Origin of the sequence: Methermicoccus shengliensis DSM 18856 (assembly GCF_000711905.1) — an archaeon.
Taxonomy (GTDB): Archaea; Halobacteriota; Methanosarcinia; order DSM-18856; family Methermicoccaceae; genus Methermicoccus; species Methermicoccus shengliensis.
The window spans coordinates 46,983-71,902 of record NZ_JONQ01000012.1; the positions used below are offsets into that span (position 1 = coordinate 46,983).

The following is a 24,920-nucleotide window of genomic DNA, read 5'->3' on the forward strand; positions in this document are numbered from 1 at the left end:
TCAAAAAATATATATAGAGGTATAGGGGATGTAATCCCCATGAGCGTAATGGGACTTGTGTGCAGGAACTGTGGTGCAGATTACCCTCCAGAGCCGCTATACACGTGCTTTGAGTGCTTTGGGCCACTTGAGCCGAGGTATGAATGGGATGACATTGAGATATCGAGAGAAACGATAGCTCGGGGTCCACCCAGCATTTGGAGATACAGGCAGCTATTGCCAGTGGATGGAGAGGTTGTTGACCTTGGAGCGGGATTCACGAGGTTTATTCATGCCAAGAGGTTGGGGAATGCGCTGGGGCTGAGGCAGCTGTACCTCATAGACGATTCTACCAACCCCACATACTCCTTCAAGGACAGGGTGGTATCGGTTGCCGTGAGCAAGGCACTGGAGTTTGGGATGACCGCCGTTGGGTGCGCCTCCACGGGCAATCTTGCTGGAAGTCTCGCTGCTCATGCAGCAGTGGCGAATCTTCCCGCATACGTATTTATCCCAAAAGGGCTCGAGAAGGGCAAGCTCACGCAGGCGCTGGTTCACGGAGCCCACATCATAGAGGTGGATGGCACATATGACGACGCCAACAGGCTTGCCACTGAGTGTGCCGAGGAGAGGGATGACTGGGGTTTTGTGAACATAAACCTCAGACCATATTATGCCGAGGGCAGCAAGACCCTCGCATATGAGGCTGCAGAGCGTCTTGGATGGACAGTCCCCGACCAAGTGGTCGTGCCCGTGGCATCTGGTGCACTGTTGTGTGCCATCCACAGGGGCTTTGCCGAGCTGGAGCAGGTGGGATTGGTGGAGGAAGCCTCGGTCAAGTTCAATGCCGCTCAGCCAGAGGGTTTTCCTGTGGCGAGGGCTATCAAGGAGCACACAAAGGTGGAGCCCATACGAAGCTGGAGCACCCTCGTGCACAGTCTTGCCATCGGGAACCCAGCAGATGGCACGTTTGCCAAGAAGGTGGTCGAGCAGAGCGGAGGTTATGCTGAGGACCCCTCTGACCTCGAGGCGATTGAGGCCATAAAACTGCTCGCGAGCACGGAAGGTGTGTTTACAGAGCTTGCTGGAGGCATCACCATCGCCGCCCTAAAACGGCTGGTTGATGGAGGGCGCATCGACGAGGACGAGGTGGTGGTGGCATACCTCACGGGCAATGGGCTGAAGACCCCAGAGGCACTGGTGCCCCACCTTTCAGAGCCAATAAGGATAGATGGGCGCATCGAGGAGGTCGAGGAGGTGATATCGTGCTGCGCGTGAAGTTCACCTCTGTGCTCGCTCAGCTCACAGGGGAAAGAAGGGTGAAGCTCGATATTGAGGACATTACCCTGAGGGAGTTGATAGAGCACCTGAGCGAAAGGTATGGAGCATCCTTCGCTCAAAGGGTGATTAACAATGAAGGGTTAAACGAGTTTGTGAATGTGTTCGTAAACGGTGAGAGCGTCCACCACCTCGCTGGTCTTGATACCAGACTCGAGGACGGGGATGAGGTCACATTTCTTCCTGCGGTTTCGGGGGGATAGAGGTGCTCAGTCGAGAGCAGATAAAGAGGTACTCAAGGCAGATACTCGTCCCAGAGGTGGGGGGCGAGGGCCAGCAAAGACTGCTGAAATCCTCCGTGCTCGTCGTGGGAGCAGGAGGGCTCGGAAGCCCAGCAATCCAGTGCCTTGCGGGAGCTGGTGTGGGCAGGCTGGGCATTGTGGATGGGGACCTCGTGGACATCACCAACCTGCACAGGCAGACCATTCATGCTGGTCGCTTGGGCCTCAACAAGGCTCTCTCTGCTCACCACTTCGTGGAGCAGCTCAATGAGGACGTGGCCGTGGAAGCGTACCCATGTGCCCTGACCCCCGAGAATGCGAGGACACTGGTATCGGAGTATGATGTGGTGCTGGACTGTACAGACAACTTCCCCACACGGTATCTCATCAACGATGTGTGTGTGCTCGAGGATAAGCCACTGGTGCACGCCTCAGTACTCAGGCTGGAGGGGATGCTCACAACCATTGTGCCAGGAAGGGGGCACTGCTATAGGTGCATATTTCCCAGTCCGCCCCCGAGGGGGGCCATGCCCACTTGTCAGGAGGCAGGCGTGCTTGGCATCACCACCAGCGTGCTTGGAAGCCTTCAGGCGGCAGAAGCCATAAAGCTCCTCCTTGGCACAGGGAACACGTTGGTTGGCAGACTTCTTCACCTCGACCTGCTCACCATGGACATCGATGAGGTGGTTGTGCACAGGAACCCACAGTGCCCCGTGTGCTCTGACGAAGGAGCGTTCGACATCCATCTGGAGCAGTATGCTCAACAGGGGTGTGAGCTTGAATGAGTGAGGGAACTCAATTGCTCGATTTGAGAGGCGAGGTTTGCCCCCTTACGTTTGTGCTGACGAGGCTTGCCCTCGAGCAGATGGAGAAGGGTGAGGTACTCGAGGTTCTCATCGACCACGAGCCTGCCCTCGTGGATTTGCCAAGGAGCGTACAGATGGAGGATGGGGAGGTGCTCGAGATAAGTGAGCTATCACGCGGTGTTTGGAGGCTGGTCTTGAGAAGATGACCTCTTCAGCACTGCCTTCCTGAGCTTTCTTTCTGCCTCCAACATCCCCTCTATTGCCCTCTTTATCTCCTCCTCAAAGTACTCCTTTCTGCATGCCCTATGGAGGGGCTCGTGCATGCTCACCACGAGGGCTATGTCCACCCAGTTCTCTCTCCTTCTGAGATTAATTTCCATTCCAGTTGCACTCTCAATGGCTCTTTTAGCCTCCTCCTCACTTCCAAACCTCACGGGTAGATGCAGAGAAAACTCACTCATATCATCGTCCTTTAGCACATGAAGCCTCACGATGCTGTTGCCAAAGTAGCCCATGAAATGGTCAGTTGCCTTCTCAAACCCCATGCTCACGAGCTTGTCCACGAGCGGCTTTGGGATATCGTCCATCAGGCAGCCACACAGCGCTCTCGTAATCGAGTCCTCCACGATGGTGGCTGATAGCCTCTCGAAGACTTCAAGGGGCATTCCGAGCACCACCTCGTTCTCTCTGTATCCTGCAAAGAACCTTGCCCCGCTGCACAGCATCGAGAGATTGGGAGTGCCCTCTATAAAGGGGGTGGCAGTGGCCTCGCCACACACGGCAGCATCCCCACTGAAGCTCGCCTCTATGGGCCCCTCTATCTTGGAGTAGAGTTCTGCAATCCTCATGATTCTGGAGGGGGTTGCCACGATGAGCACCACATCGGCCTCATCCATTTTCTGGAGGGGTGAGAGGAGCACACCCTTCGTCCCCGATAGCCTTGCCTCCCCAAACAATGGCTTTGAGAAACCAAGCGCAACCTCTGCTCCCCCACATGTCAGCTCTCTCTCGGTGAGTACCAGCTTCTCCCCATAGAGGGCGCTCCTTCTCACACCCTCACAGTAGCGCATCCGTTTTCCACACCCCTCTAATGGCTTGGTTAGGAGCCTGACACCCACGATGTGGTGTGGAAGCTCGAAGAACCTCCTGAACCTTTGAACGTTTAGCTCTCTATCTCGAGCCCGCTCTTCTCTGCTATGTCCCTGAATGCCCATATCACCTTCTCCAGCTCCTCATTGGTGAGTCCATAGGTGTTTACCTTAAAGCTTTTGGTCATTCCCGGATATACACCCACAACTCCCCTCTTCTTCAGCTCACTATACAGGAAATACCCCCCTCTCTTGTGCTTTTTGGCAATGCTATGAAAGGGAAGCGTTTCGAAGTTGTTCAGTGTGTGCTCGGTTGGTCGCATGCCAATCTGGTGCACTCCTACAATCTTCTCCATCTGGGCGACGAAGTACCTCGCCTTCTCGACCTCCTCGTCCCAGTGCATCACCCGCTCCACCACTCGCGGGAAGGATGCCATGAGGGTTATGAGGGGAAGCCCATACACTGGAGCACACCCGAATAGCGGAACCTCCTTTTTAAAGAAGCCCCTTCCACTCCATTCTCCCCTGATCTTGGACTTCCTGAACAAACCTTCACAGAACTCGTAGGTGGTTGCAAGGATGCCCATCGGTGCCGTGGCAGCCCAGCTCTTGTGTCCACTTCCCACGACGAACGTGGCCCTGAGCTTTCTGCCATCCACTGGCATGACTCCAGAGCTGTATGCCGTGTTCAGCAAAAGGGGAATCTCGTAGTCTTCGCACACCCTACCCACTGCCTTGGCATCAGCAACGTTCCCATACCTGTAATCCACGTGGGTCAGCAGGGCAAGGGCTGGCATCTTCCCGTACTCCTCTCTGACCCTCTCAAAGGTCATGGCATACGCCTCCGGGTCCACCTTGAACTCAGGGTAGCCCGTATTTGGCACCTCCACCACCTTCAACCCCGATAGCTCGGCTGCGAGATATGAGGTGTAGTGGGCAAGGCTATCCAGTACCACCACCTCCCCCCTTTCAAATGCGCTCATCACCACGAACATGGCGTGCCTTGCACCTGCCGTGAACCTGACATCATCCATCCCCAGAAACTCTGCGACATCCTGTTTGAACTCTACAATTGGGGGCTTCTTTATGGTGTCCACCCTCCCTTCAAAGCACAGGTCACACACAGAATACCCATCTGCCCACTCGAGCAGCACTTTTCTGGCCTCTGGTGTGAGAATGCCACCTCTCTGTATGGGATGGATGTTGATGTATCCAGAGGAGGGTCGCTTCAGATTGTCTGGGTGGTATCTTTCGAACCTCAACCCTTTACACCCCAATCAACTCGAGTACTCTCTCCATTTCTTTTCTTCCTGTAATCCCCTCTGCGAGCAGCTTTCCATCGACGAGCACTGCGGGTGTGGAGACGATTCCGTATCTCTCAATGAAGCTCTCTCCCTCTGGGCTCTCGGCGTTGATCTCTCTGAAGTGTATGTGTGCTGGAAGTCTCGTGAGCAGCACCTCTCTGACAAGGGCACATGCACCGCACGATGGCTGGTACACCATCTCCACTATCATGTGGGGGTAGTGGCGTTGTGTAGTATATAAATTATTCTAAATGGGCATTTTTGTTATGGTCGTGGAAAATTGTCAGAATAAATAAGATTAAATACTAACTATATACGTTATAGTTTATGTCAAGTGAACAAAACATAACTAATACGCATTAAGAAGTGTATGGGTAGGTTGGGCAGATGGACATAATCTTTGTGCTTCTTGGCTTCTTGATAGGGACGCTGGTGGGCATGACGGGAATGGGTGGAGGAGCTCTCATGACCCCAGCCCTCATATTCTTTGGGATACCGGCCAGCGTAGCCGTGGGCACTGACCTGCTCTATGCCACAGCCACCAAAGCCCTGAGCTCTCTGCTGCACATGAGGAGGCGAAATATAGACCAGAGGCTCGTGGGCAGTCTGCTTGGGGGAAGCATTCCGGGAAGTGTGCTGGGAGGATATTTAATAGGGTTTGGTGGGGGTGCATTTGGTGAGGATTTGCTGAATAAGTACACCTCGCTCGCCCTTGGAGTTGTACTGGTTATTATATCCATACTCATGCTCATCCGCGTGGTAAGGGGGGAGGAGTTCCATGCCCGTGAGCCGCACAGTGTGAGCCTTCCCAGCGTTTGGAAGCTAATAACAGTGGGTGTTACAGTTGGGTTTTTGGTGCAGTTCACCTCGGTGGGCAGTGGCACCCTCGTGCTGTTCTTTCTCCTTGGCTTTACGGCGCTTTCCCCCAAGAGAATTGTGGGCACCGACCTGTTCCATGGGTTTTTGCTCACCACGATCGGGAGCCTGACTCACCTCTGGTTTGGCTATGTGGACTATGGAATTGCCCTATTACTCATAGCCGGAACCATTCCCGGCGCATATATGGGGGTCTCTTTGAACTCAAGGATACCCTTGGCACCTTTGAGGGTGGTTCTGATTCTGGTGTTGATGCTTGCGGGCATCGTGCTTCTTGGGGAATGGTTGGGAGTCCTGCTTTCTCCTTAGTTATTTCCCCCATGGCTGAATGTGTACTTCACGGCGTCCTTCCAGCTCGCCTTTGTACCCCACATGAGGGCTGGAGCTCGTACGCCCTCTGCAGCACCCACATGCGCTGCTGCACAACTGCCCAGCTCCCATCCTCGCTCATTAGAAGCAGTGGTGGTATAGCGCGAAGTGTATGCATGCGTTTGTTTTTAAGCGTTCATGCTCTGGCTTTTGCAAATGTTGCTTACTTCGTAATGTTGACCCGGTAATCAACACCCCATGACGGCTCGCACAGCCCAGAGAACTGCAAAAAGCTTTTTAATGTAAGTGCACGAAAGAGAATGAATTGAGGTTTCTGTTTCACCATCACGATGTCTTAGTCTGGGTGAAACATTTTGACTTAGAAGAATTCTGGAGGTGGTAGTGTGAAGATGTGGTTGGTGGGTGCTTATGGAATCGTCTCTACTACTGCGATGCTGGGTGCAAAAGCCATTGAGAATGGGTCTCTCTCGGACACCACGGGGCTGGTCTCTGAGCTCCCCATCTTCGAAGAGGTTAGAAAGTGCACTCCCCTCAGGTTTGAGTTTGGTGGACACGATATAAGAAGTCTGCCAAGTGCATACGAGGCCACTCTCGAGCACTGGGAACACAACAGGCACTTTGATGGTGGGCTCTTAGAGGCAGCTGCACAAGACCTCAGGAAAGTGAAGGCCGCCAAGGGGACTGCGTTGAACTGTGGAAGCGGTATAAAGGAGCTCTCCCACTCGCTGAAGGTCGAGAAATCACAAGGCGGTGTTTCGGTGGGGCTCCAGACCCTCGAGGATGAGGGGCTCACCCTGAGGGAGATAGTCGAGAGGCTGTTGGACGACATGGCGAGGTTCTCTGACCGAGAGACGGTCGTCATAAACCTGGCATCCACTGAGCCCATGGTGGGGTATGAGCCCAAGTACCACGAAACGCTGGACAGGTTTGAAACGATGCTCGACGAAGATGTGAGGGAGTGTGTGAGTGCAAGCATGCTGTATGCCTATGCCGCCCTGAAGAACGGGCTGCCATATGTAAACTTCACACCAAGCACAGGCTCAAACATTCCCGCACTCAGGCAGCTCGCTGAGGAGATGGGGGTACCTCATGCTGGGAATGATGGCAAGACTGGTGAAACCCTTGTAAAGACAACACTCGCTCCGATGTTCTCATATCGTAACCTCAAAGTTCTCGGATGGATGGGCTACAACATCCTTGGCGACTACGATGGCGTGGTGCTCAGTCATTCGGATAACAAGCAGAGTAAAGTGAAGAGCAAAGATGCGGTGCTTGAGAAGATGCTGGGATATCCCCCGCACACCATCACAGAAATAGACTATTTCCCGAGTCTTGTTGATAACAAGACAGCGTTCGATTTCATACACTTCAAAGGTTTCCTCGGTACCACGATGAAGATGTACTTCATATGGGATGCCATCGATGCCATTGTAGCGGCCCCCCTCGTGATAGACCTTGCGAGGTTCATGCTCTTCGCAAAGAGTAAGGGGTGTAGGGGAGTGATAAAGGAGCTCGCCTTCTTCTTCAAGAGTCCCATGGATACCCGCATTGTAAATACCCATGCCCAGTACGAGATGCTCAAGGGATGGTACTCAGAACTGGCTGACTGACTGGGTGTGGAAGACATGAAGGTGTTGATACTGGCCGCAGGCATAGGGAAGCGAATGTCCGGGAGAGAGATACACACTCCAAAACCTCTCCTTAAGCTCTTTGGTATCCCGCTGATTGAGCACACACTAAGGAAGCTGTTGGCATATGGCTTTTCCTCCTCTGATATTGTGGTCGTTTACCACTCAGATGAGGTTGGGGAGTTTCTGAGGTCCAAGTTCCCCAGTATCGGTCTAATACACAACTCCTTACCAAAAAAGGGGAATGGATACAGCCTCTTTCTCGCCAGAGAGAGGATAGACGAGGATTTTGTTCTCCTGATGTCTGACCACTACTATGCTGATGGCTTCTTCGAGATCCTTACTGAGGCCATTTCTGGCAGCTGCAGTGAGGATGAGAGCTCTGAGACGTACTCCACCATCGTCTTCGTGAGCAGGGAATGCACGAGCCCAGAGGAGGCGACCAAGGTAAGGGTGGATGACGATAGGGTCGTGGAGATCGGAAAGGAACTGAAAAGATACGACTACTACGATACGGGTTTTTTCATCTGTAAAAAAGGTATCTTCGATTATATTGTAAATTTAATAAATAATGACGAAATACAGCTTTACAGTGTTATGAACGAAGTTGCGAAGGATGGAAAGCTGAGCTATGTATGTGTTGACGATTTCTGGATAGATATAGACACTCCAGAGGATGCCGCGCAGGCGAAAAGGCTACTGAAGTCCGGGTTGCAGAAGGCCGATGATGGGTGTATCTCCAGACATCTGAACAGGAGGCTATCCACAAGACTTACCGAACAGCTCTCAAGGTTCGACTCCATCACACCCAACCACCTCACGATTCTTTCGTTTTCCATAGGGCTGTTATCTTCGGCGATTTTCTTCTCGGGAAATGTCCTTCTTGGAGGTGTGATGGCGCAGGTGTGTTCTGTAGTGGATGGTTGTGATGGCGAGCTTGCCAGACTCAAAAGCATGAAAACCCGGTTTGGGGGGGTTTTCGATGCGGTAACCGACAGGTATGTGGATGTGTTCATATTGTTGGGCATGCTGTGGGCATATGGTCTGGACTGGAAGGGAGTGGCGGCGTTCTTCCTTGCGGTAACAGGCTCGGTACTTTTCAGCTATACATGGCATCAAACAGGGATCAGGGTACCCTTTGCTGGAAGAGACGTGAGGCTCTTCATAATAATGGTCGGAGCCCTGCTCTCTCAGTGCATCGGATACCTCTCCACCAGTGGTGGTGCAGAGACCCTGAGCACAGGGGTCATTCTCCTCACGATGCTCTCGATAGGTCTTCTGACACACACGGGTGTCGTGGTCAGCCTTGTCCGCCTTAGGGGGCTGTTTCATAGATAGTTAAAATCGTAAAGTTTAGGTATTTTTGTTTCATAATTTGTTTTGGCGAAGTGTGGTATGCGGCTTTATCGTACAGGAGAAGCTTCACAACTCTTAGGCATCAGCAAACCCACACTCATAAGAACACGGACGTTTCTTCTGGCCTGAACGAGAACAGGAAAGGCTTAAAACAGCTTTTTAAACTCATCGAGAGCGGAGAGATAACCAAAGTTGTGATAACTTATCGAGACAGACTAACCTGCTTTGGCTTCCACTACCTCGAACAATACTTCAGCTCCCACAGCGTCGAGATTGAAGTTATCTTCGACGATGAAGAGAAAACGCCGGAAAAAGAACTTGTAGAAGACCTTTTAGCCATCGTAACTTCCTTCGCTGGAAAGCTCTACGGAATGCGTTCTCATAAGAAAAAACGCCTCATTGAGGCGATAAAGAATGCCCTCCGAGACGATTAAACTAACTGCAAAATTCAAACTGAAAAACCTCCCCGAAGGGTTAGATGAACTCTTCTCTACCTGCCGGGAGATTGTGAACTACCTCATAACTTACGCTTTCGAGAACAAGGTTACAAGCTTTTACCGGCTTAAAAAAGAGACTTACAAGAGCCTTAGAAGAGAATATCCAGAACTGCCGAGCCACTACGTTTACACTGCCTGCCAAATGGCTACGACCATTTTCAAGAGCTACCGCAAGAGAGAGCGGAAGGGAAAAGCCAGCGGTAAACCCGTTTTTAAGAAAGAAGTCATAATGCTGGATGACCACCTCTTCAGGCTCGACCTTGAGGCTGGAATGGTGAAACTCTCAACGCCAAAAGGCAGAATTGCGTTAGAATTCTACCCGGCGAAATACCACGAGCGGTTCAAGGACTGGAAGGTCGGCCAAGCGTGGTTAGTAAAAACATCAAAGGGAATTTTCATCAACGTTGTTTTCTCGAAAGAAATCGAGTTGAGAGAACCAAAAGCCTTCATCGGAGTGGACTTGAACGAGAACAACGTTACGCTAAGCCTTCTGAACGGTGAATTCGTGCAGATAATTACCCACGAGAAGGAGATTAGAACGGGCTACTTCGTGAAGAGGCGGAAGATTCAGAAAAAGCTCAAGGCTGGTAAAAAGAGGAAAAGACTGTTGGAAAAGTATGGCGAGCGGGAGAGGAATAAACTTAATGAGTTGTACCACAAGCTGGCTAACAAGATTGTTGAAATGGCGGAGAAGTATGGCGGTATCGCTCTGGAGGACTTGAGCGAGATTAGAAGCTCGATAAGGTACTCTGCTGAGATGAACGGCAGACTTCACCGGTGGAGTTTTATGAAGCTTCAGTCAATCATTGAATACAAGGCTAAGTTGAAGGGTGTTAGTGTCGTTTTCGTTAATCCTGCTTTCACTTCGTCCCTATGCCCGATATGTGGGGTGAAGTTAAGCCCGAATGGGCATAGGGTTTTGAAATGTGAGTGTGGTTTTGAGGCTGATAGGGACGTTATCGGCTCTTGGAATATTCGTTTGAGAGCCTTGAGCTGGAAGGTTAGTCGTAACGAGATTTACACCCTTTACAAAAGTTACGGACAACCAGAACGGTCTCTGCAATGTTGCATAGTAATCAACAGTAAGCAACACCTCCCACGCGTGATGAGTGTCATCCAGCTTAACTAAGCTGGCACGTGAGTGGATTATGGGGGATGGCTGTGCCATCCCCCTTAATGCGCTATTTTGCCGGCTTTTGTAAAAAGCCGACGTGAGTGGATTAATGGGGTGTGGCTAAGCCACACCCCTTAATGCGCTATTTTGCCGGCTTTACTAAGCCATTGTGAATCACCACATCGAGCATCCCTCTCCAATTCAACAATAATGCGGGGGGTGAGATTTGAACTCACGAACTCCTACGAGACAAGGCCCTCAACCTTGCGCCTTTGACCTGGCTGGGCAACCCCCGCACAACCGGACACCGCACAGCACAACCCATATCCTCAATGAATATAAGGATTCTCATGGCTCGTTTGTGTGGTATGTACTCACCCCATCAGTCATCGCTCTCATTGCGTCTCCTGTATGCCAGGCTGTTTATCATGTGGGCCATCACCCCAGCTCCAAAGCCGTTGTCTATGTTCACCACGCTCACTCCTGGCACACAGCAGTTGAGCATCGCCAGCAATGTGGAGAAGCCCCCAAGGTTTGCCCCGTAGCCCACGCTGGTGGGCACGGCAATCACGGGACACGATGTGAGGCCAGCCACCACTGTGACCAGCGCACCCTCCATGCCTGCAACCGCTATTATGACGTTGGAGCGCCCCAAAAGGTCGATGTGGGGTATCAGCCTGTGGAGCCCCGCAACGCCCACATCGTATACTCTCTCAACCCTGTTGCCCAGCAGCTCGGCAATCACTGCAGCCTCCTCTGCCACCCCGATGTCTGAGGTCCCACCTGTGACGATGGTTATGCCCTCTCTTCTCTCGGTGGCAACTCTTCTCACTGAAGCCGCTATTCTCGCCTGCTCGTAGTACTGGGCGTCGGGAAGCTCCTCTCTGATGACATCGAACAGCTCCCTTTCCACATGGGTGAACACGATGTTGCCCTCGGCATCAGATAGAGCCCTTGCGATGCCTCTTACCTGCTCTTTCGTCTTTCCCCTGCAGAATATTACCTCTTCCATCCCTCTCCTAAGGGACCTGTGGGTATCGAGCTTGGCGAACCCCAGGTCCAGATATGGAAGGTGCCTCAGCAGGTTCAGTACATCCTCGTCGGCGATCTCACCCCTCTTGAACATCCCAAGGATGCTCTTTAGCCTTGCCTCGTCCATGGGCACTACTCTCCACAGCTTCGTACCTCTCTTAACGCCTCCATGACTACTTAAGGAGGCATGTTGAGTTGCCCTTCTTGGTGTAGCCTTTCTCGCATCTCATTTGGATGTTGCGTATGCGGGGGGTGAGATTTGAACTCACGAACTCCTACGAGACAAGGCCCTCAACCTTGCGCCTTTGACCTGGCTGGGCAACCCCCGCACAAAAGGGAAACAGTGCGAATTCCCGTGGTCAACACATATAAGCTTTTTTGTGTGGTGCTTGTGTGGTGCTTGTGTGGTGCTTGTGTGGCGCACTCATTGGAGCACACCATCACCCAGCCAAGAATTGCTGGTGAAGTGAAGGGTCACCCATGGAAAATAATAAAAAAGGGCAATCACTTCTTAAGAGGGCAATCACTTCTCCCACATGGCTATTATCTTGTTAACCGCGACGTGGGTGTACTTTCCATCCTTTTCGAGGGTGAGCACACCGTCTGCACATGCAGCCACCTTGCCACTGAACACATCCTGTGTCCCGCAGTACACGTCCACTTCCTTCTGGTAGTAGTGCTTCACAATGAACGATTGCACATCTATCACCTCCAATCAGAAATGTGCCTCCATTATTTATAAACTTTTTTAAAAATCTTTATAATCTATCTAAACTAAACTTTAGTCAGAAATTAGATTATAGAGTAAGCTTGTTTTACTACAAATATTAAACTAAAAAAGCATGGGGTTGCTAATACTCGAAGACGCTTCTCTGGGTGAGGGTATTCATCACCCGCATATCTCTTCTGAGCCATCTCTCCCTTGGGGTTCTGAGCCTGCGTGCCATGCTGGCGATTGCCTCCTCGAAGCTCTCAAACCGCTCTGGGGGTCTTAGGAGTGCCTCACGTACTGTCTTCTTGATGACCCATGAGCCAAGAGGTGCCCAGTATGAGGGGTACACCTCCCTCACCACGAACACGGCAGCCTGCCTTTTCAGCTGGGAGAGGTGCTCGAGCACGCTGATGCGGGCTGCATAATATCCCCCTCCAAGCGGGGAGTATCCCCTCTTCTTTGTACCCTCTCCGTCCCAGATAATATCTCCCTCAGGCGACCACAGCGTGTTTTTCATCCATATCTCCACGAGCTCGTACATGTAGGGCTTGGGAAGCAGCAGCACTTCGAAGTGGTTGCCAAACCTCTCGGCGGAGTGCACCATGTACTCCTCCACGGGTGCATAGTACCGCACCCTCTGTATGAGTTCCTTTGCCAGCATGTCATCAGTGGCGGTGATTGCCCATCTGGTGGGCACGAGCCTTCTCTTCCTTCCCAGAAGCCCAGCGGAGAGTATGCGGGTGATGTACTCCTGAGGGATGCCTGCATCGAATAGCTCCATGGCGGCACAGGTGGCGGTGGCGTCCGTGTCCCCCACGAGCGCCTCCACCTTCGCGGGAACGTTGGGGTTGTCCACCACCTCCAGCCTAGTCAGGGTGCCCGATGGTCCCATGGGCATGAGCACGCTGTCAAACCTCAGCTCCACCCTTGGCGGCTTTTCGAGCTGGACCTCAGAGTCCACTGGCGTGCTTGAGAGGGCACACTCGCGGGCCGCATCCATCAGACGGGAGTGCCTGCCCTCCATCACATGGGTTCTTGTTCTGGAGCGCACCATGGACGCCCTGTAGCCCACCACCTCGTCCATTCCCATGCGCATCCACGCATCTGGGTCATCGTACAGGTGTGCTTCATCCCCATGCACATTTGGGGGCAGCAGGGGGCCTGCAAGCACCGTGGGATATCCCGTGTGTCCCACAAAGAAGGAGGGAGGTGTGGAACCGTACAGCGTTGAGGAGAGCCGCCCCTCTATTTTTTTGGCATGGGCAAATCTTGCGAGTATGGGGCACACTGCCCTGCCACATAGCCCCTTGCCCTTGCACTGAACACAGCGACTCACACCCATCAATCGAGTATATGGCTTTTATCGTTGTCCCCTGTTTTGCCGCTCACCTGCGATTAGGCTATGGGAGTAGGCGGCAACGGCAGTGGTGATGGCCGCGAGCTTCTTGTCCTCAAGCCCGAAGGCAGAGGCGAGACTGTCTCCCTTCTCCTTCTCGGCCCGTATGATCTCCTTCACCTCTGGGACGAAGTCCCACTGCTCTATGAAGTGGGTGTTGTAGTCGCCAGAGCGGAACCGCTCGTTCCTCATCACGGCCTTATGGAATGGGATGTTGGTGAGCACGCCCACGATGACATACTCGTACAGCGCCCTCTCCATTCGGCTGATTGCCTCCTCTCTCGTTCTGCCCCACACGCTGAGCTTGGATATCATGGAGTCGTAGTAGGGCGGTATCTCATAGCCCATGTGTACACCGCTCTCCACCCTCACCCCGGGACCTCCGGGCGAGCGGTACCTTCTGATCTTGGAGGGGGTGGGTCTAAAGTCGTTGAGCGGGTCCTCGGCGTTTATTCTGCACTCTATCGCATGTCCATGGATGTGCACGTCCTCCTGTGAGAAGCTGATGGGCTCACCCGCCGCTATTTTGAACTGCTCTTTTACTATGTCTATCCCCGTCGTCATCTCAGTGATGGGGTGCTCCACCTGTATGCGGGTGTTCATTTCGAGGAAGTAGAAGTTGCCCCGTGAGTATACGAACTCCACCGTTCCGGCGTTGTGGTAGTTTATTCTCCGTGCCACCTTCTTTGCCACCCTGCCCATCTCCTCCCTCAGCTCTGGGGTCATCAGGGGCGAGGGTGTCTCCTCGATGAGCTTCTGATGGCGCCTCTGGATGGAGCACTCTCTCTCGTTCAGGTGCACGATGTTGCCCTTGAGGTCGCCCAGCACCTGAAACTCTATGTGCCTTGGCTCGAGCAGATACTTCTCCATGAATATGGTGGCATCTCCAAATGCAGACATTGCCACGCTTTTTGCCCTCTCGAAGGCGCCCTCTATCTCGGATGAGTCCTTTACGATCTGCATTCCCATTCCCCCACCACCAGCGGACGCCTTGAGGATCACGGGATAACCTATCTCCTCTGCCACCTGCCTTGCGTGTTGTGCACTCTCGAGGGGCTCATCGAACCCGGGAATCACAGGTATCCCCGCTCGCTTCATGATGTTCTTTGAGCCAATCTTGCTGCCCATCTGCTCTATCGAGTGGCTCGATGGCCCTATGAAAACGATACCCTCCTGTTCACACGCCCTTGCGAATGCGGCGTTCTCTGCAAGAAACCCATATCCGGGATGTATTGCCTCACATTCGGCCTTTCTTGCCACATCGAGAATCCTCTCGATGTTCAGGTAGCTCTTGGTGGGCGGCGATTCGCCTATCGGATATGCCTCGTCGGCATACTTGGCAAACAGGGCGTTTCTGTCAGCATCGGAGTATACGGCTACAGACCGTACTCCGAGTTCCCTGCATGCCCTCATAATCCTTATGGCAATTTCTCCCCTGTTGGCAACGAGCACTTTGTTGAACATCATTCTGCTTTTAGTGCATGAGATTTTAAGCTTTTGTGGGCACTTGCCTTCACTCACAGGGCTCGAGCCCTCTGGCGTAGCAGGGTGGTGGAACGTGCTGTATCGTGAAGGCCAAGTGTGGCATGTGTCCGGAGAATAGTGCCTTCTGTGCCCAGTCCACCCATTATTGTCGATGCAGGGCTTCGACCTCCCATACACCTCACAACCCTTTTTAAGCTGGAACGTCTGAACGGCTCCCGATGAGCGTGTACTCCCTGTATGTGATGCTGGAGGAGATGTTTGGTCCCCAGGGATGGTGGCCAGCTGAGACGCCCTTCGAGGTAATGGTGGGAGCGGTTCTCACCCAGCAGACGAGATGGGAGAATGTGGAGAGGGCAATCGGGTGCTTAAAGGCGAGGGGGCTATTGAGCCCCGCTGCACTCTCAAATGCGGACGATGGGACGATAAGGGAGTGTATAAGGTGCACGGGCTTTTACAACCAGAAGACAAAGCGCCTTAAAGCCCTTGCCAAGTTCGTGGTTGACGTGGGTGAGCAGCGGCTGTATGCGATGTCAGGGGAGCAACTCAGGAATATGTTGCTCGGCGTGGAGGGCGTGGGGTACGAGACTGCGGACAGCATCGTGCTCTACGCAGCCGAAAAGCCCGTGTTCGTAATAGATGCATACACCAGGCGGATGCTCTCGTGCATGGGTGTGAGGGGCACCTACCATGAGCTACAGCGTCTGTTCGAGGCAAACCTTCCAAGAGATGTGGAGCTGTACAAGGAGTTTCATGCCCTCATCGTGGCATTCGGAAAGCAGTGGTGTAATAAAAAGAGGTGTGGGGAGTGCCCCATCCCCTCATGGCCAAAGCCCGAACTGAAAGTCGAGGGCGAGCACCCCTAACCCCGTGGCAATGCCGATTGCCAGCACAGTCTTGGGGTCTATCTTGAGCCTCGTCTCCTCTGCCTCCATATAGCGCATGAGGCCTGCAGAGGATATCAGCCCGGCACCGCTCTGCTTCTTTTTTGCCATTCGTATGCCTCCTCAATCTCTCTTTTTCTCCTCTTTTAGCTCCACCTTGCCTATCTTGATGACGGCGTTCTTGAAGGTTATCTTTATCCTCCCACCAGAGCTGCCCTGTGGCACCACGGGGGCAAAGCCCGAGGGAAGCTGCATTGGTGTCATTGACACCTGCATGCCTCCCTGTGGAGCTGGCTGCACTGCCTCCTCAGAGGGCCCCTCGGAGACCTCCTCCTCTGGCTTTTCCCACCTCTCAACAACGGGGTGGTTGTGCTCCATGAGGTATTGCTTTAGCGATTCGAGGTCTGAGACCTCCTCTTCCGTGGGTATGGCATCCCTGATGTCCTCCGGGATGTCATCGTACACCTTGTCCTTCAGTCTCTTGGTGAGCCACACGGTGCGCTTCCATCCTCCATCTGCCTGTATGAACTTGGGTGAGCGGAGGTAGTTGATGCCAATGCCGAGGAAGCCCACAACCTGCTTTCCACCGCCAGTCTGACCAGCCATCGTGGAGAAGGGCAGGCCATTGGGTGCAATGCCATCGAAGTCCCTGTCCACCCAGCCTATGCCATCCACCTCTGGCATGTAGAATCCCACCACCTCGAAGCATCCACAGGAGGTGTGGGGGTACTCGAAGAAGGAGTGCAGCTTTATGCGGCTGTACTCCCCCCCAGATAGCTCCACTGCCTTCTCGTTCACTCCCGTGTACTCTCCACCCACCTCGTCGATGCACTCTCCCTTGGGAATGGGGAACTGGGGACCCTCTGGGTCCACCTTGGCAGCAGCCCTGCCATCGAACCAGTTGATGGCGCCGCACAGCGATATCCTGTCGGGCGTGATCACACACACGTTGGTGGGGGCAAAGGACTGGCACAGGGTGCACCCATAGAACACGTCCACATCCTCGTCGTGCAGGTTGCGGGTGCGCTCGTCCCTTGCCTGATACACCTCCATCGCCCTGTCCAGCTCCTCCCTCACCTTTTCCTCGTCGGTGATGTAGATGGCTTCAATCTTCTCTATGAAGGGAAGCTCGCTCTTGAACAGCATCATGGTTGCCTTGGCAATCTGCTCCAGCGAGGAAAGCCCCCGCTTGATCATGTCCTTGTGGATGCGGACCCAGATGTCGTACCTCTGGTTGAGGTGCATGTAGCCCTGAATGTAGTTCTGGAAGTCGTGGTTTCGCCTCTCCACGATTGCCTCGAGGTCTGTCTCCACCTGCTCTCCCGCTATGCGGTATATCATTGCGTATGGATATCTTCCACCCTCCTCCATGTCCTTGATGTCTGGACCCACGAGGGTGAACTTGCCATCCTCGATTTCGTCCATCTGGGCTACACGCACCAGCTCAAAGCCTATGCTCTTTGGTCCCGCAAGCTCCACGAACATGTCGTCCTTGCGCACCCTCTCTCCCTCGAACATCGGGGAGATTTCGAACGGAAACTCGTCAGACATTGCAAACCCCTCCACACATACGTTGATAACTCTTACTCCATTGCCTCTATAACTGCATCCAGTGCTCTCTCGAAGTCCTCCTCGGACAGGTTGCCGAACGTGAGGTCCGCTGCTGGATAGTAGTATCTGTCAATGCACACCACCTTCACATCTGAGAAGTTGGCAAGCCCCCTGATGAGGGGCGAGGCGTGGTAGTAGATGTGCCCCACGAACACGCACACATCATATCTGCCGTTGCCATCGAGCCCACTCCATACCTCGTCCGTGAGGTAGCCACAGAGGGCGTGAAGGTTCACGTACGTGGCATTAACACCCCGCTCGAGCAGGGGTCTGAGAGAGCTGCCCGTGGCCGCCACCCCTGCCATCTTGGATGCAATCTTTGCCACCCTGTCATACTGGGCATCCGTCAGGTTGGAGCCCACCACCAGCAGGGGCCGAGCAGCCTTCGAGAGTGTCTTGGCAATTACCTGTGGGGGCACCGCCTTTGCGGCCTTCACAGTGCCCGTGTCGGCCTTGTCAAAGGGAACGGCACGCCTCGTGGTGTCCAATTTTGCCTTCGCCTCTGCCATCTCACTCACCTCTCTTGCTCTTTACCAGCCTTGGCACAATGGTGGGCTGGCACGACACGTCCATCTTCTTCGCGGGCCCCTCTATGATTTTCTTCTTCTCCCAGTCTATCCTCCATCCATGCTCCTCCTCGAGCACTTTGAGCAGCCTGTCCTTCATGGCGAGGGGAAGGTCTGCCTCGCTTCTGACAAAGAGGTGCCAGTCGTCTGGCAGCTTTCCCAGGTACTTCTCAGAGAGCTCGATGTAGTGGGTGAGCTTGATCATCCTTCCGAGGTTGTTGTCGGATGGTCGGATGCACAGCTTGGCAATGAGCGGCAGCATCTCCTCCTTGGTGTCGGCGGTGAGCATCAGGTGCTCTGGCGCTGGCTCACACCACAGGGCCTCTCCGTTTCTGGCATCGTATATCTGCCACTCCTCCTTTCTGTGGGGATGGCCTATGAAGGCACGGCGGTACTTCACCCCATGCGGACCCACAATAACGGGGATGCCCAGCCTCACGCACCCCAGCCCTATGGACTGAGCCTTCTGGGAGTATGCACCCCATGCCACGCCCACGGCTCCCACTCGGTTGAGGATGTAGTCCGCAATCTCCTCATAGTTGCCCCTCGCCTGCTTCTTCGCGAATATCGTGGCGACCTTCATCAGGGCGGCTGTGATTGAGGAGTTGGACACGCACGAGCCCGTGTTCAGCAGGTTGCCCTTGATGAAGCGGGCAGGGTACCGCTCGTAGAGGCTCTTGCCCTCATCGTCCTTGAATCTGGCAATCTCCATCGCGGAGCACCCACTCACAATCACGATGTACGAGCGCTGGAGAAGCTCCTCTGCCACCTCATACAACTCCCTTGCGCCCCTTGGGAAGTTGGGGCATCCCACAATGGCGACCGCCCCGGGCGTCACGCCGAGCACGAGGTTCCTTCCCTCCTCCCGAATCTCTGGGTCGCTTATCTGCCCCCTTCCAGCCCGCATCACGCTCTTGTCCTCGTAGATTTTCTTTCTGGCGGCCTTCTGAAGAACGTCCAGGATGCGTATGTCCTTGGGGCACTCGTGCTCGCATCTGCCACAGCCCACGCACTCGTCCCAGAGCTGCTCCAGCATGCTCAGGTCTCCATTCTTGGCGAGGGCGAATGCCTCTGGGAGGGAAAGCCCCTGCGGGCACTGTATCTGGCATGCCCCACAGCCCACGCACTCCTCCACCATGCACTTCAGCTCCTCGTCCGTTGGGATGGCGGTGTATCCCTTCTCCCTGCGGATGGGGGCAATCTCGAGGGCGGTCTTTGCAACCAGCTCTCCGAGCTTGTCGAAGTCCAGCATGATTACGCCCTTTTCCCTTCCAGACACGAGATCGTCCACGATGTCGTCCACTGGGTCATCCGTGCGGTTGGGAAGCCCGTAGAGCACCTTGGCGTTTGTGGAAATCACGGGGATGTGGAGCTTGCTCGCCTCGTCAACCATATCGGTTCTTATGCACTGCTCGTCCACCACAATCACGTCTGGTATGCCCGTTCGAATGTACTTGAGCTGCTGGGAGAGCGAGCCCACTATCTTGCGCTTTGGGTCACACCTCGTCATGTCGATGGCGGTGCAGCACACGCCCCCCATCTCCACCTTGTCGGTCAGGTCGTGAGAATCGAGGTAGTCCATGATGTGCCACACGCCAGCCACATTGTGCCCCACCACCATTATCACGGGCTTTGTCGTGTCTATCACGCCCATACCAATCTCCACGAGTGGGGCGTTCTCATCGGCCTTTGGCATGTTGAGGGCTGCAACCTGTGCCACGTCCGCGACCTCCATCCCCACGTGGTCGAGCATCCCGGCGTGCAGAGCCTTTGACTCGAAGTCGAGATACGAGCCCTCCTGTCCCGTGTGCACCGTGGCGAGAAGCTGGGTCAGCTGCTCCTCCACATAGTCCAGTGCCTCCTCGAGGTCTCCGAGCGTCCTTGGCTTGATGCCAAGCACCACGCTGATGTTTGGGGTCTTGAGCTCGCTTGGCCCCACCTCTATCTCGAAGTCCCTGCCGTAGCGCTCGATGAGGTAGTGCAGGATGTGGCGACCATGGGCAGCATGTGCGGCAGCGCCCATGAGGGCGGTGAACAGCAGCAGCCTTGCCTGCTGGGTTCGAAGGTCAATGCCGCATGCCCCCTCCTTCCCCTTAGAGAGGTCGCATGGGCCATATGTACAGAAAGAGCATGTCTCATCGGTCGGGCTGTACACTGGTTTGTATCTCTTGAGTAGCCTCATGTCCCACTCCCTGAGGTCTTGCACCTCTGGCTTCATGGTGGGACCTTCTGGCTCCCATTCTTCCTCCTCTCCCTCAGAGACGTCTCCGATGTCTCCGATGTATATCTTTACGTTTTCCAGCCCCTTTATCTCGAACACGCCTTCATCCATCGCAAATCACCTTTCCCTCTTCTCGGCTGCCCGCTGCCCACGACTTGTGGCGGACCATCACGATATATCATTATAGAAGAGGTGCATCTTGAGGGTGCCTTATTCTTAATAAACTTTTTTCTTCCCACAATGAATCGTCTAAAAATTTGCTCAATGCCTGCTGCACTCCTCCACGAACCGCTCCATTCTCTCGGCGGCCACCTTCAGATGCTCCAGAGAGGTGGCGTATGAGCACCTAACGTGCCCTCTTCCGCTTGGGCCAAACACGTCGCCGGGAACCACCACCACATGCTCCTGCTGGAGCAGACGCTCTGTGAATTCCTCTGCCGACAAGCCCGTGTTCTCAACAGAGGGGAACAGGTAGAACGCTCCCTTTGCCTCAAAGCACGGCAGTCCAATCTTGTTGAGCCTTGCGAGCATGAACCTTCTTCGCCTGTCGTACTCTCTTCTCATCGATGATACGGCATCCTGTCCATTCTCGATGGCCTCCATTGCCCCTATCTGAGCTGTGATGGGTGCGCACAGCATGGTGTACTGGTGCACGGTCATCATCGCCTCGATGATATCTGGGGGCGCAAGGGCATACCCTATCCGCAAACCCGTCATGGCATGGGACTTGGAAAAGCCGTTGAGCACAACGGTGCGCTCTCGCATCCCATCGAGCTGGGCTAAGCATGTGTGCGTCCCCTCATAGGTCAGCTCACAGTACACCTCGTCGGACACCACCAGCAGGTCGTGCTCTATCGCTGCGTCTGCCACCTCCTTAAGTGCCCTCTTGGTGAGCACGGCGCCCGTTGGGTTATTTGGGTAGTTTAACACCAGCAACTTGGTTTTCTGGGTTATCTTGGAGCAAATGTCCTCGTACGTGGGCACAAAGCCCCCTTCCTGCGAGGTGGACACGTACACGGGCACCCCCCCGGCAAAGCTGACGGTGGGCACGTACGACACGTAGCAGGGCTCTACAATGAGCACCTCATCCCCCGGGTCGATGAGAGAGCGCATGGCGATGTCGAGCCCCTCACTCACCCCCGTGGTTATGAGCACTTCCTTCTCGGGTGAGTAGTCGAGCCCGTATCTCGAGCGGTAGTGCTGGGATATGCGCTCCCTCAGCTCAAGAAGACCATAGTTGGATGTGTAGGAGGTGCGTCCAGTCTCGAGGGAGTATATGCACGCCTCTCTTATGTGCCACGGGGTGCAAAAGTCAGGCTCGCCCACTCCAAGGGATATTATGTCCTCAACCGAGCTTGCCAGATCGAAGAACCTGCGAATACCGCTTTTGGGAACTGCCCTCACTCTTTTTGAGATGCGAGATGCACTCATGCTCACCTCATAGCGAGAGCACGAGCCTTGAGCGCTCGGGCTCCTCGACCATGAGCACTCCATCCTCCTTGTAGCTCTTCAGCACGAAGTGGGTGGCAGTGCTCGTGATCTGGGGTAGAGTGGCTATCTTATCCGCGACGAAGAAGGCCACCTCCTTCATTGACTTTCCCCGCACGGTCAGCGAGAGGTCGTGGTCTCCCGAGACCAGCCTCACCGATGACACCTCATCGAAGTTTGCAAGCCGCTTGGCTATCTCATCATATCCCCTCTCCCTGTCGAGAACGACCTTCAGCTCGATGATGGCATACACGAACCCATTGTCCACCTTGCCCCAGTCGATGGCGGTCTTGTACCTGCGGATAACACCATCGGCCTCGAGCTTGGCAAGCATTGCCCTCACCTCATCAGGGCTCGCACCAGTGAGCTCTGAAAGCTCCTCTGGCGTGAGCTTGGAGTTGCGCTCGAGGGCTTCGAGCATGCTCAGTACCCATTCCTCCATTTCCTCACCTCTTGGAGAGCAGGCCAGACCTCTGGAGGATCATCAGCTTTTCGGTGTCCAGCTTCTCGCCAGCTATGAACTGCTTGTATATCTTTTCTGCCTCGTTCACGAGCTTTAAGTCGCGCCTTGCCCTTCTGCCACTCTTCCTTTCCAGCCCTATCATTCTATCGAGCTCTCTGAGCTCTTTCTGGATACGAATGCACAGCTCATGGGCTTTGTCTGCAGCCTCTTGGGCCTCCACGAACTTCTTGTGGGCCACATCGGACTGTTTTCTGACTTCGTCTGCCTGCTTGAACAGCGCAATCATCTTGTCGTGGTAGTCCTGTGCGAGGTCTGCCTGCTCGATGAGCAGCCTGTGGTAGTTCGAGGCCTCTTCCCTGAGGGCGTTTGCCTCTTCCATGAGGCTCTTGAGCTCTGGGTTCTCCTCCATCTCCCTCTTCTTCTTGGAGCACTCTTTTCTGAGGGCTTTAATCCTCTCCACCAGTTCTCTCTCCTTGGATATGGAGAGCACCTCTGTCTGCTGGCGAAACTCCAGAGCCTCTATCTCTTTCTTGAGTTCGGAAAGCGAGGGTCCCTCACTCAGGCGAAGCTTCTTTCGCATCTTCTCTACTCTTTTGAGCAGCTCGTTCGCCTTGGCATTGCATTTATCCCTCTTTGCCTTATACTCACTCACGAGGGCGTTGTGTTCGTCCCTCTTTGCCTTCAGGGCCTGTGCCTGCTCCACCAGCTCTCTCGTCTTCGCATTCAGCTCGTTCCTGCGTGCTGCAAGCTCACTGGCCAGTGCGTTCAGCTCGTTTCTCTTCTCACGGTATTCCTCCAGCTTAGTCTCGAGCTCAGCTCTTCTCTCCTCAATCTCCTTCAGCATTCCTTGGGATTCCTCCATCCCCAACCGTAGGTTGGCGGTTGATATTTGTGGGTGAGCCATCCTCGGCGCACAGCCTTGTGAGTATGGGTATCACCTTTCCAAGGTCCTTTCCCTCCACGACCGTGTGGGCATGCCTTTTGACCACTGGCTTGGCGTTGAATGCGATTGTATATCCAGCCTCTCTAAAGAGGCACAGGTCGTTTGCTCCATCCCCGATTACGATGCACTGCTTGAGAGATATCCCAAGCTCATCGCACAGCTCTCGCAACGCCTCCAGCTTTGCATCCTGCGTGGTCAGAGGCCCCCTAACCTCGCCGGTGAGCACGCCGTCTCTGACGACCAGCTCGTTGGAGATTATGTGGTCCATGTGCAGCATGGCACCTATCTCATTGGTGGCGAGTGTGAACCCACACGACACCATCGTGGTTATGAGCCCCAGCGACTTGGCATGGTGCACGAGCTCTCTTGCACCCTTCATGAACTCCATAGACCTCACAGCCTCGAGGGCGCTCTCGAGGGAGAGCCCCTTCAGCATGGACACTCTTCTCGTGAGAGCCTCGTGGTAGTCCATTTCCCCCCTCATTGCTCTCTCGGTGATCTGCTCCACGAGCTCTCCCACGCCAGCGGCCTTCGCCAGCTCGTTGATGGTCTCGGCATCGATGAGCGTTGAGTCCATATCGAATACTATCATGGCAAACTGTGATTGCCTTTGTGCTTGGGTGGGCTCGCAGGTGCGTGTTTCGGTCATGAAAATCACTTTTTCATCTCTAAAATGGGCTCAGCTCACACCTCCACCAACATGCACAAATAAAACCTTTTCGCCTACCCGATGGAGCCCGCCATGAACGCCACGAGGGCAAGCATCATCGAGAGCTTCACGCCCTTCGAAGCACTCGATGGCTTGCCCCTGATGAGGTGCAGGGCGGATACCAAAAATCCAGCATCTGCGCCAGCGACCACCCACAGGTACCTCTCCCCCAGCCCCCCAAATCCCTCGAGCATGGGAAGGGGCGAGAGGGCAACTCCCAGCACGATGCACGCGAGTGCGATGCCCACTGCCCACTTTTTTCCCACAAGGATGGGAAGTGTGCTGGCACCGAGCGCCTCGTCTCCTTGTATATCTTCAACGTCCTTTATCAGCTCTCTGGCGAGTGTGGCCAAGAACGCCAGCAGCACGAGCACGACCACATCTCCCAATGTACTCTGCCCCAGCATTGCGGCACCATAGAGGAATGTGGAGGCGGTGAGGTATGCAACGGTGAGGTTGCCATACAGTGCTGTGCGCTTCAGCCTCCTTGCATACTCCACGAGCAGCACCGAGTTAAAAAGGGCGAGCGCAAAGCATCCCAAAAACCCCACCTCCACTGAGATGTACAGGCTTGCCGCAATCCCCATGAGGAACAGTGTAAGTGAGGTCAGAATGGCTCCTCTCATGGCAATCTTCCCCGAGGGCAAGGGTCTTGTGGGCCTGTTGATTTTGTCTATCTCAACGTCATACACATCGTTGATGGCATTTCCAGCTCCAGTGATGAGGAACACGGCTCCCATGCCAGAGAGCACCAAGTGAGGCGCTGGCCACCACCCGCTCGGCAGTGCCACCAGCACCCCTATCAGGCTGGCAAGTGCTGCCATTGCGCAGTTGTGTACCCGCAAAAGCTCGATATATGCCCTCATGGCTCACGGC

Annotated in this window: 26 protein-coding genes, 2 tRNA genes and 1 pseudogene; 10 read left to right on the top strand and 19 right to left on the bottom strand. The window is 54.3% G+C overall.

Annotated elements, in window-relative coordinates; translation table 11 throughout:
* The first annotated feature begins 39 nt into the window (after window positions 1-39).
* From thrC to BP07_RS04980, 4 genes are read left to right on the top strand one after another with little or no spacing between them, the layout of a single operon-like run.
* Complete coding sequence (thrC, locus tag BP07_RS04965) at window positions 40-1,257, top strand: threonine synthase (RefSeq protein ID WP_042686494.1); 1,218 nt, start codon at window positions 40-42, stop codon at window positions 1,255-1,257.
* Window positions 1,245-1,520 carry a ubiquitin-like small modifier protein 1 gene (locus BP07_RS04970; RefSeq protein WP_169736246.1) on the top strand — a complete coding sequence of 92 codons (276 nt, stop codon included), beginning with the start codon at window positions 1,245-1,247 and terminating at the stop codon, window positions 1,518-1,520. Before thrC ends, BP07_RS04970 begins: the two co-directional genes overlap by 13 nt.
* A gap of 2 nt (window positions 1,521-1,522) precedes the next feature.
* Window positions 1,523-2,323 carry a HesA/MoeB/ThiF family protein gene (locus BP07_RS04975; protein WP_042686497.1) on the top strand — a complete coding sequence of 267 codons (801 nt, stop codon included), beginning with the start codon at window positions 1,523-1,525 and terminating at the stop codon, window positions 2,321-2,323.
* The gene (locus BP07_RS04980) at window positions 2,320-2,550 is read left to right on the top strand and encodes a sulfurtransferase TusA family protein (RefSeq protein WP_042686498.1); all 231 of its coding nucleotides are present in this window, start codon (window positions 2,320-2,322) and stop codon (window positions 2,548-2,550) included. Before BP07_RS04975 ends, BP07_RS04980 begins: the two co-directional genes overlap by 4 nt.
* Here BP07_RS04980 and BP07_RS08380 read toward each other — a convergent pair.
* From BP07_RS08380 to BP07_RS04995, 3 genes are read right to left on the bottom strand one after another with little or no spacing between them, the layout of a single operon-like run.
* Entirely contained in the window at window positions 2,515-3,558 is a 1,044-nt protein-coding gene (locus tag BP07_RS08380; RefSeq protein WP_052353265.1) for a DUF169 domain-containing protein, read from the bottom strand. The two genes, BP07_RS04980 and BP07_RS08380, sit on opposite strands and share 36 nt — an antisense overlap.
* Complete coding sequence (pscS, locus tag BP07_RS04990) at window positions 3,507-4,694, bottom strand: O-phospho-L-seryl-tRNA:Cys-tRNA synthase (RefSeq protein WP_052353266.1); 1,188 nt, start codon at window positions 4,692-4,694, stop codon at window positions 3,507-3,509. Before pscS ends, BP07_RS08380 begins: the two co-directional genes overlap by 52 nt.
* A gap of 4 nt (window positions 4,695-4,698) precedes the next feature.
* Entirely contained in the window at window positions 4,699-4,947 is a 249-nt protein-coding gene (locus tag BP07_RS04995) for a thioredoxin family protein (protein ID WP_084174119.1), read from the bottom strand.
* 176 nt (window positions 4,948-5,123) lie between these two features.
* Here BP07_RS04995 and BP07_RS05000 point away from each other — a divergent pair, with 176 nt between their 5' ends.
* Entirely contained in the window at window positions 5,124-5,921 is a 798-nt protein-coding gene (locus BP07_RS05000; RefSeq protein ID WP_042686502.1) for a sulfite exporter TauE/SafE family protein, read from the top strand.
* A 28-nt stretch (window positions 5,922-5,949) separates the two neighbouring features.
* Here BP07_RS05000 and BP07_RS08795 read toward each other — a convergent pair whose 3' ends face one another.
* The gene (locus BP07_RS08795) at window positions 5,950-6,099 is read right to left on the bottom strand and encodes a hypothetical protein (protein ID WP_157203092.1); all 150 of its coding nucleotides are present in this window, start codon (window positions 6,097-6,099) and stop codon (window positions 5,950-5,952) included.
* 232 nt (window positions 6,100-6,331) lie between these two features.
* On the opposite strand from BP07_RS08795, the gene BP07_RS05005 reads away from it, so the two are divergent.
* The 4 genes and pseudogenes from BP07_RS05005 (at window position 6,332) to BP07_RS05020 (ending at window position 10,552) form a co-directional block, all read left to right on the top strand.
* A complete protein-coding gene (locus tag BP07_RS05005; RefSeq protein ID WP_245597058.1) occupies window positions 6,332-7,552 on the top strand; it encodes an inositol-3-phosphate synthase in 1,221 nt (406 codons plus the stop codon).
* A gap of 15 nt (window positions 7,553-7,567) precedes the next feature.
* The gene (locus BP07_RS09145; RefSeq protein WP_042686504.1) at window positions 7,568-8,908 is read left to right on the top strand and encodes an NTP transferase domain-containing protein; all 1,341 of its coding nucleotides are present in this window, start codon (window positions 7,568-7,570) and stop codon (window positions 8,906-8,908) included.
* A 125-nt stretch (window positions 8,909-9,033) separates the two neighbouring features.
* Window positions 9,034-9,360: pseudogene (locus tag BP07_RS05015) on the top strand (IS607 family transposase); the annotation flags it as partial.
* The gene (locus BP07_RS05020; RefSeq protein ID WP_211247057.1) at window positions 9,341-10,552 is read left to right on the top strand and encodes an RNA-guided endonuclease InsQ/TnpB family protein; all 1,212 of its coding nucleotides are present in this window, start codon (window positions 9,341-9,343) and stop codon (window positions 10,550-10,552) included. The pseudogene BP07_RS05015 and the gene BP07_RS05020, both read left to right, overlap by 20 nt.
* Before the next feature lie 196 nt (window positions 10,553-10,748).
* Here BP07_RS05020 and BP07_RS05025 read toward each other — a convergent pair.
* The 6 genes from BP07_RS05025 to BP07_RS05050 all read right to left on the bottom strand — a co-directional run bounded on the left by BP07_RS05025 (window position 10,749) and on the right by BP07_RS05050 (window position 15,141).
* Window positions 10,749-10,833: transfer RNA gene (locus BP07_RS05025), tRNA-Leu, on the bottom strand.
* 86 nt (window positions 10,834-10,919) lie between these two features.
* Entirely contained in the window at window positions 10,920-11,696 is a 777-nt protein-coding gene (gene larB, locus BP07_RS05030; RefSeq protein WP_042686507.1) for a nickel pincer cofactor biosynthesis protein LarB, read from the bottom strand.
* A gap of 117 nt (window positions 11,697-11,813) precedes the next feature.
* Window positions 11,814-11,898, bottom strand: a tRNA-Leu gene (locus BP07_RS05035).
* Window positions 11,899-12,092: 194 nt separating this feature from the next.
* Window positions 12,093-12,269 (bottom strand): MM0924 family protein, encoded by a 177-nt coding sequence (locus BP07_RS05040; RefSeq protein ID WP_338045901.1) that lies wholly within the window; start codon window positions 12,267-12,269, stop codon window positions 12,093-12,095.
* 151 nt (window positions 12,270-12,420) lie between these two features.
* Window positions 12,421-13,623, bottom strand: coding sequence for an Nre family DNA repair protein (locus tag BP07_RS05045; RefSeq protein ID WP_042686512.1), 1,203 nt, complete (start codon window positions 13,621-13,623; stop codon window positions 12,421-12,423).
* A gap of 18 nt (window positions 13,624-13,641) precedes the next feature.
* Window positions 13,642-15,141: an acetyl-CoA carboxylase biotin carboxylase subunit gene (locus BP07_RS05050; protein WP_042686623.1), complete on the bottom strand. Its 1,500-nt coding sequence runs from the start codon at window positions 15,139-15,141 to the stop codon at window positions 13,642-13,644.
* Window positions 15,142-15,380: 239 nt separating this feature from the next.
* Here BP07_RS05050 and BP07_RS05055 point away from each other — a divergent pair, with 239 nt between their 5' ends.
* Window positions 15,381-16,025, top strand: coding sequence for an endonuclease III domain-containing protein (locus BP07_RS05055; protein ID WP_042686513.1), 645 nt, complete (start codon window positions 15,381-15,383; stop codon window positions 16,023-16,025).
* Here BP07_RS05055 and BP07_RS05060 read toward each other — a convergent pair.
* The 9 genes from BP07_RS05060 to BP07_RS05100 all read right to left on the bottom strand — a co-directional run bounded on the left by BP07_RS05060 (window position 15,981) and on the right by BP07_RS05100 (window position 24,910).
* Window positions 15,981-16,154: a preprotein translocase subunit Sec61beta gene (locus tag BP07_RS05060; protein ID WP_042686517.1), complete on the bottom strand. Its 174-nt coding sequence runs from the start codon at window positions 16,152-16,154 to the stop codon at window positions 15,981-15,983. The two genes, BP07_RS05055 and BP07_RS05060, sit on opposite strands and share 45 nt — an antisense overlap.
* Window positions 16,155-16,166: 12 nt before the next feature.
* The gene (cdhC, locus tag BP07_RS05065) at window positions 16,167-17,594 is read right to left on the bottom strand and encodes a CO dehydrogenase/CO-methylating acetyl-CoA synthase complex subunit beta (RefSeq protein ID WP_042686519.1); all 1,428 of its coding nucleotides are present in this window, start codon (window positions 17,592-17,594) and stop codon (window positions 16,167-16,169) included.
* A gap of 32 nt (window positions 17,595-17,626) precedes the next feature.
* Window positions 17,627-18,163, bottom strand: coding sequence for a CO dehydrogenase/acetyl-CoA synthase complex subunit epsilon (gene cdhB / locus BP07_RS05070; protein ID WP_042686521.1), 537 nt, complete (start codon window positions 18,161-18,163; stop codon window positions 17,627-17,629).
* Between the two features lies 1 nt (window position 18,164).
* A complete protein-coding gene (gene cdhA, locus BP07_RS05075; RefSeq protein ID WP_042686524.1) occupies window positions 18,165-20,552 on the bottom strand; it encodes a CO dehydrogenase/acetyl-CoA synthase complex subunit alpha in 2,388 nt (795 codons plus the stop codon).
* A gap of 150 nt (window positions 20,553-20,702) precedes the next feature.
* A complete protein-coding gene (locus tag BP07_RS05080) occupies window positions 20,703-21,872 on the bottom strand; it encodes an aminotransferase class I/II-fold pyridoxal phosphate-dependent enzyme (RefSeq protein WP_042686527.1) in 1,170 nt (389 codons plus the stop codon).
* Window positions 21,873-21,879: 7 nt separating this feature from the next.
* Window positions 21,880-22,371 carry an Lrp/AsnC family transcriptional regulator gene (locus BP07_RS05085; RefSeq protein ID WP_042686529.1) on the bottom strand — a complete coding sequence of 164 codons (492 nt, stop codon included), beginning with the start codon at window positions 22,369-22,371 and terminating at the stop codon, window positions 21,880-21,882.
* A gap of 4 nt (window positions 22,372-22,375) precedes the next feature.
* Window positions 22,376-23,254 carry a coiled-coil protein gene (locus tag BP07_RS05090; protein WP_245597054.1) on the bottom strand — a complete coding sequence of 293 codons (879 nt, stop codon included), beginning with the start codon at window positions 23,252-23,254 and terminating at the stop codon, window positions 22,376-22,378.
* Window positions 23,220-23,984, bottom strand: a complete 765-nt coding sequence (gene serB / locus BP07_RS05095) for a phosphoserine phosphatase SerB (protein ID WP_084174120.1) — start codon at window positions 23,982-23,984, stop codon at window positions 23,220-23,222. Before serB ends, BP07_RS05090 begins: the two co-directional genes overlap by 35 nt.
* 74 nt (window positions 23,985-24,058) lie before the next feature.
* Entirely contained in the window at window positions 24,059-24,910 is an 852-nt protein-coding gene (locus BP07_RS05100; protein ID WP_042686533.1) for a geranylgeranylglycerol-phosphate geranylgeranyltransferase, read from the bottom strand.
* Window positions 24,911-24,920 lie beyond the last annotated feature (10 nt).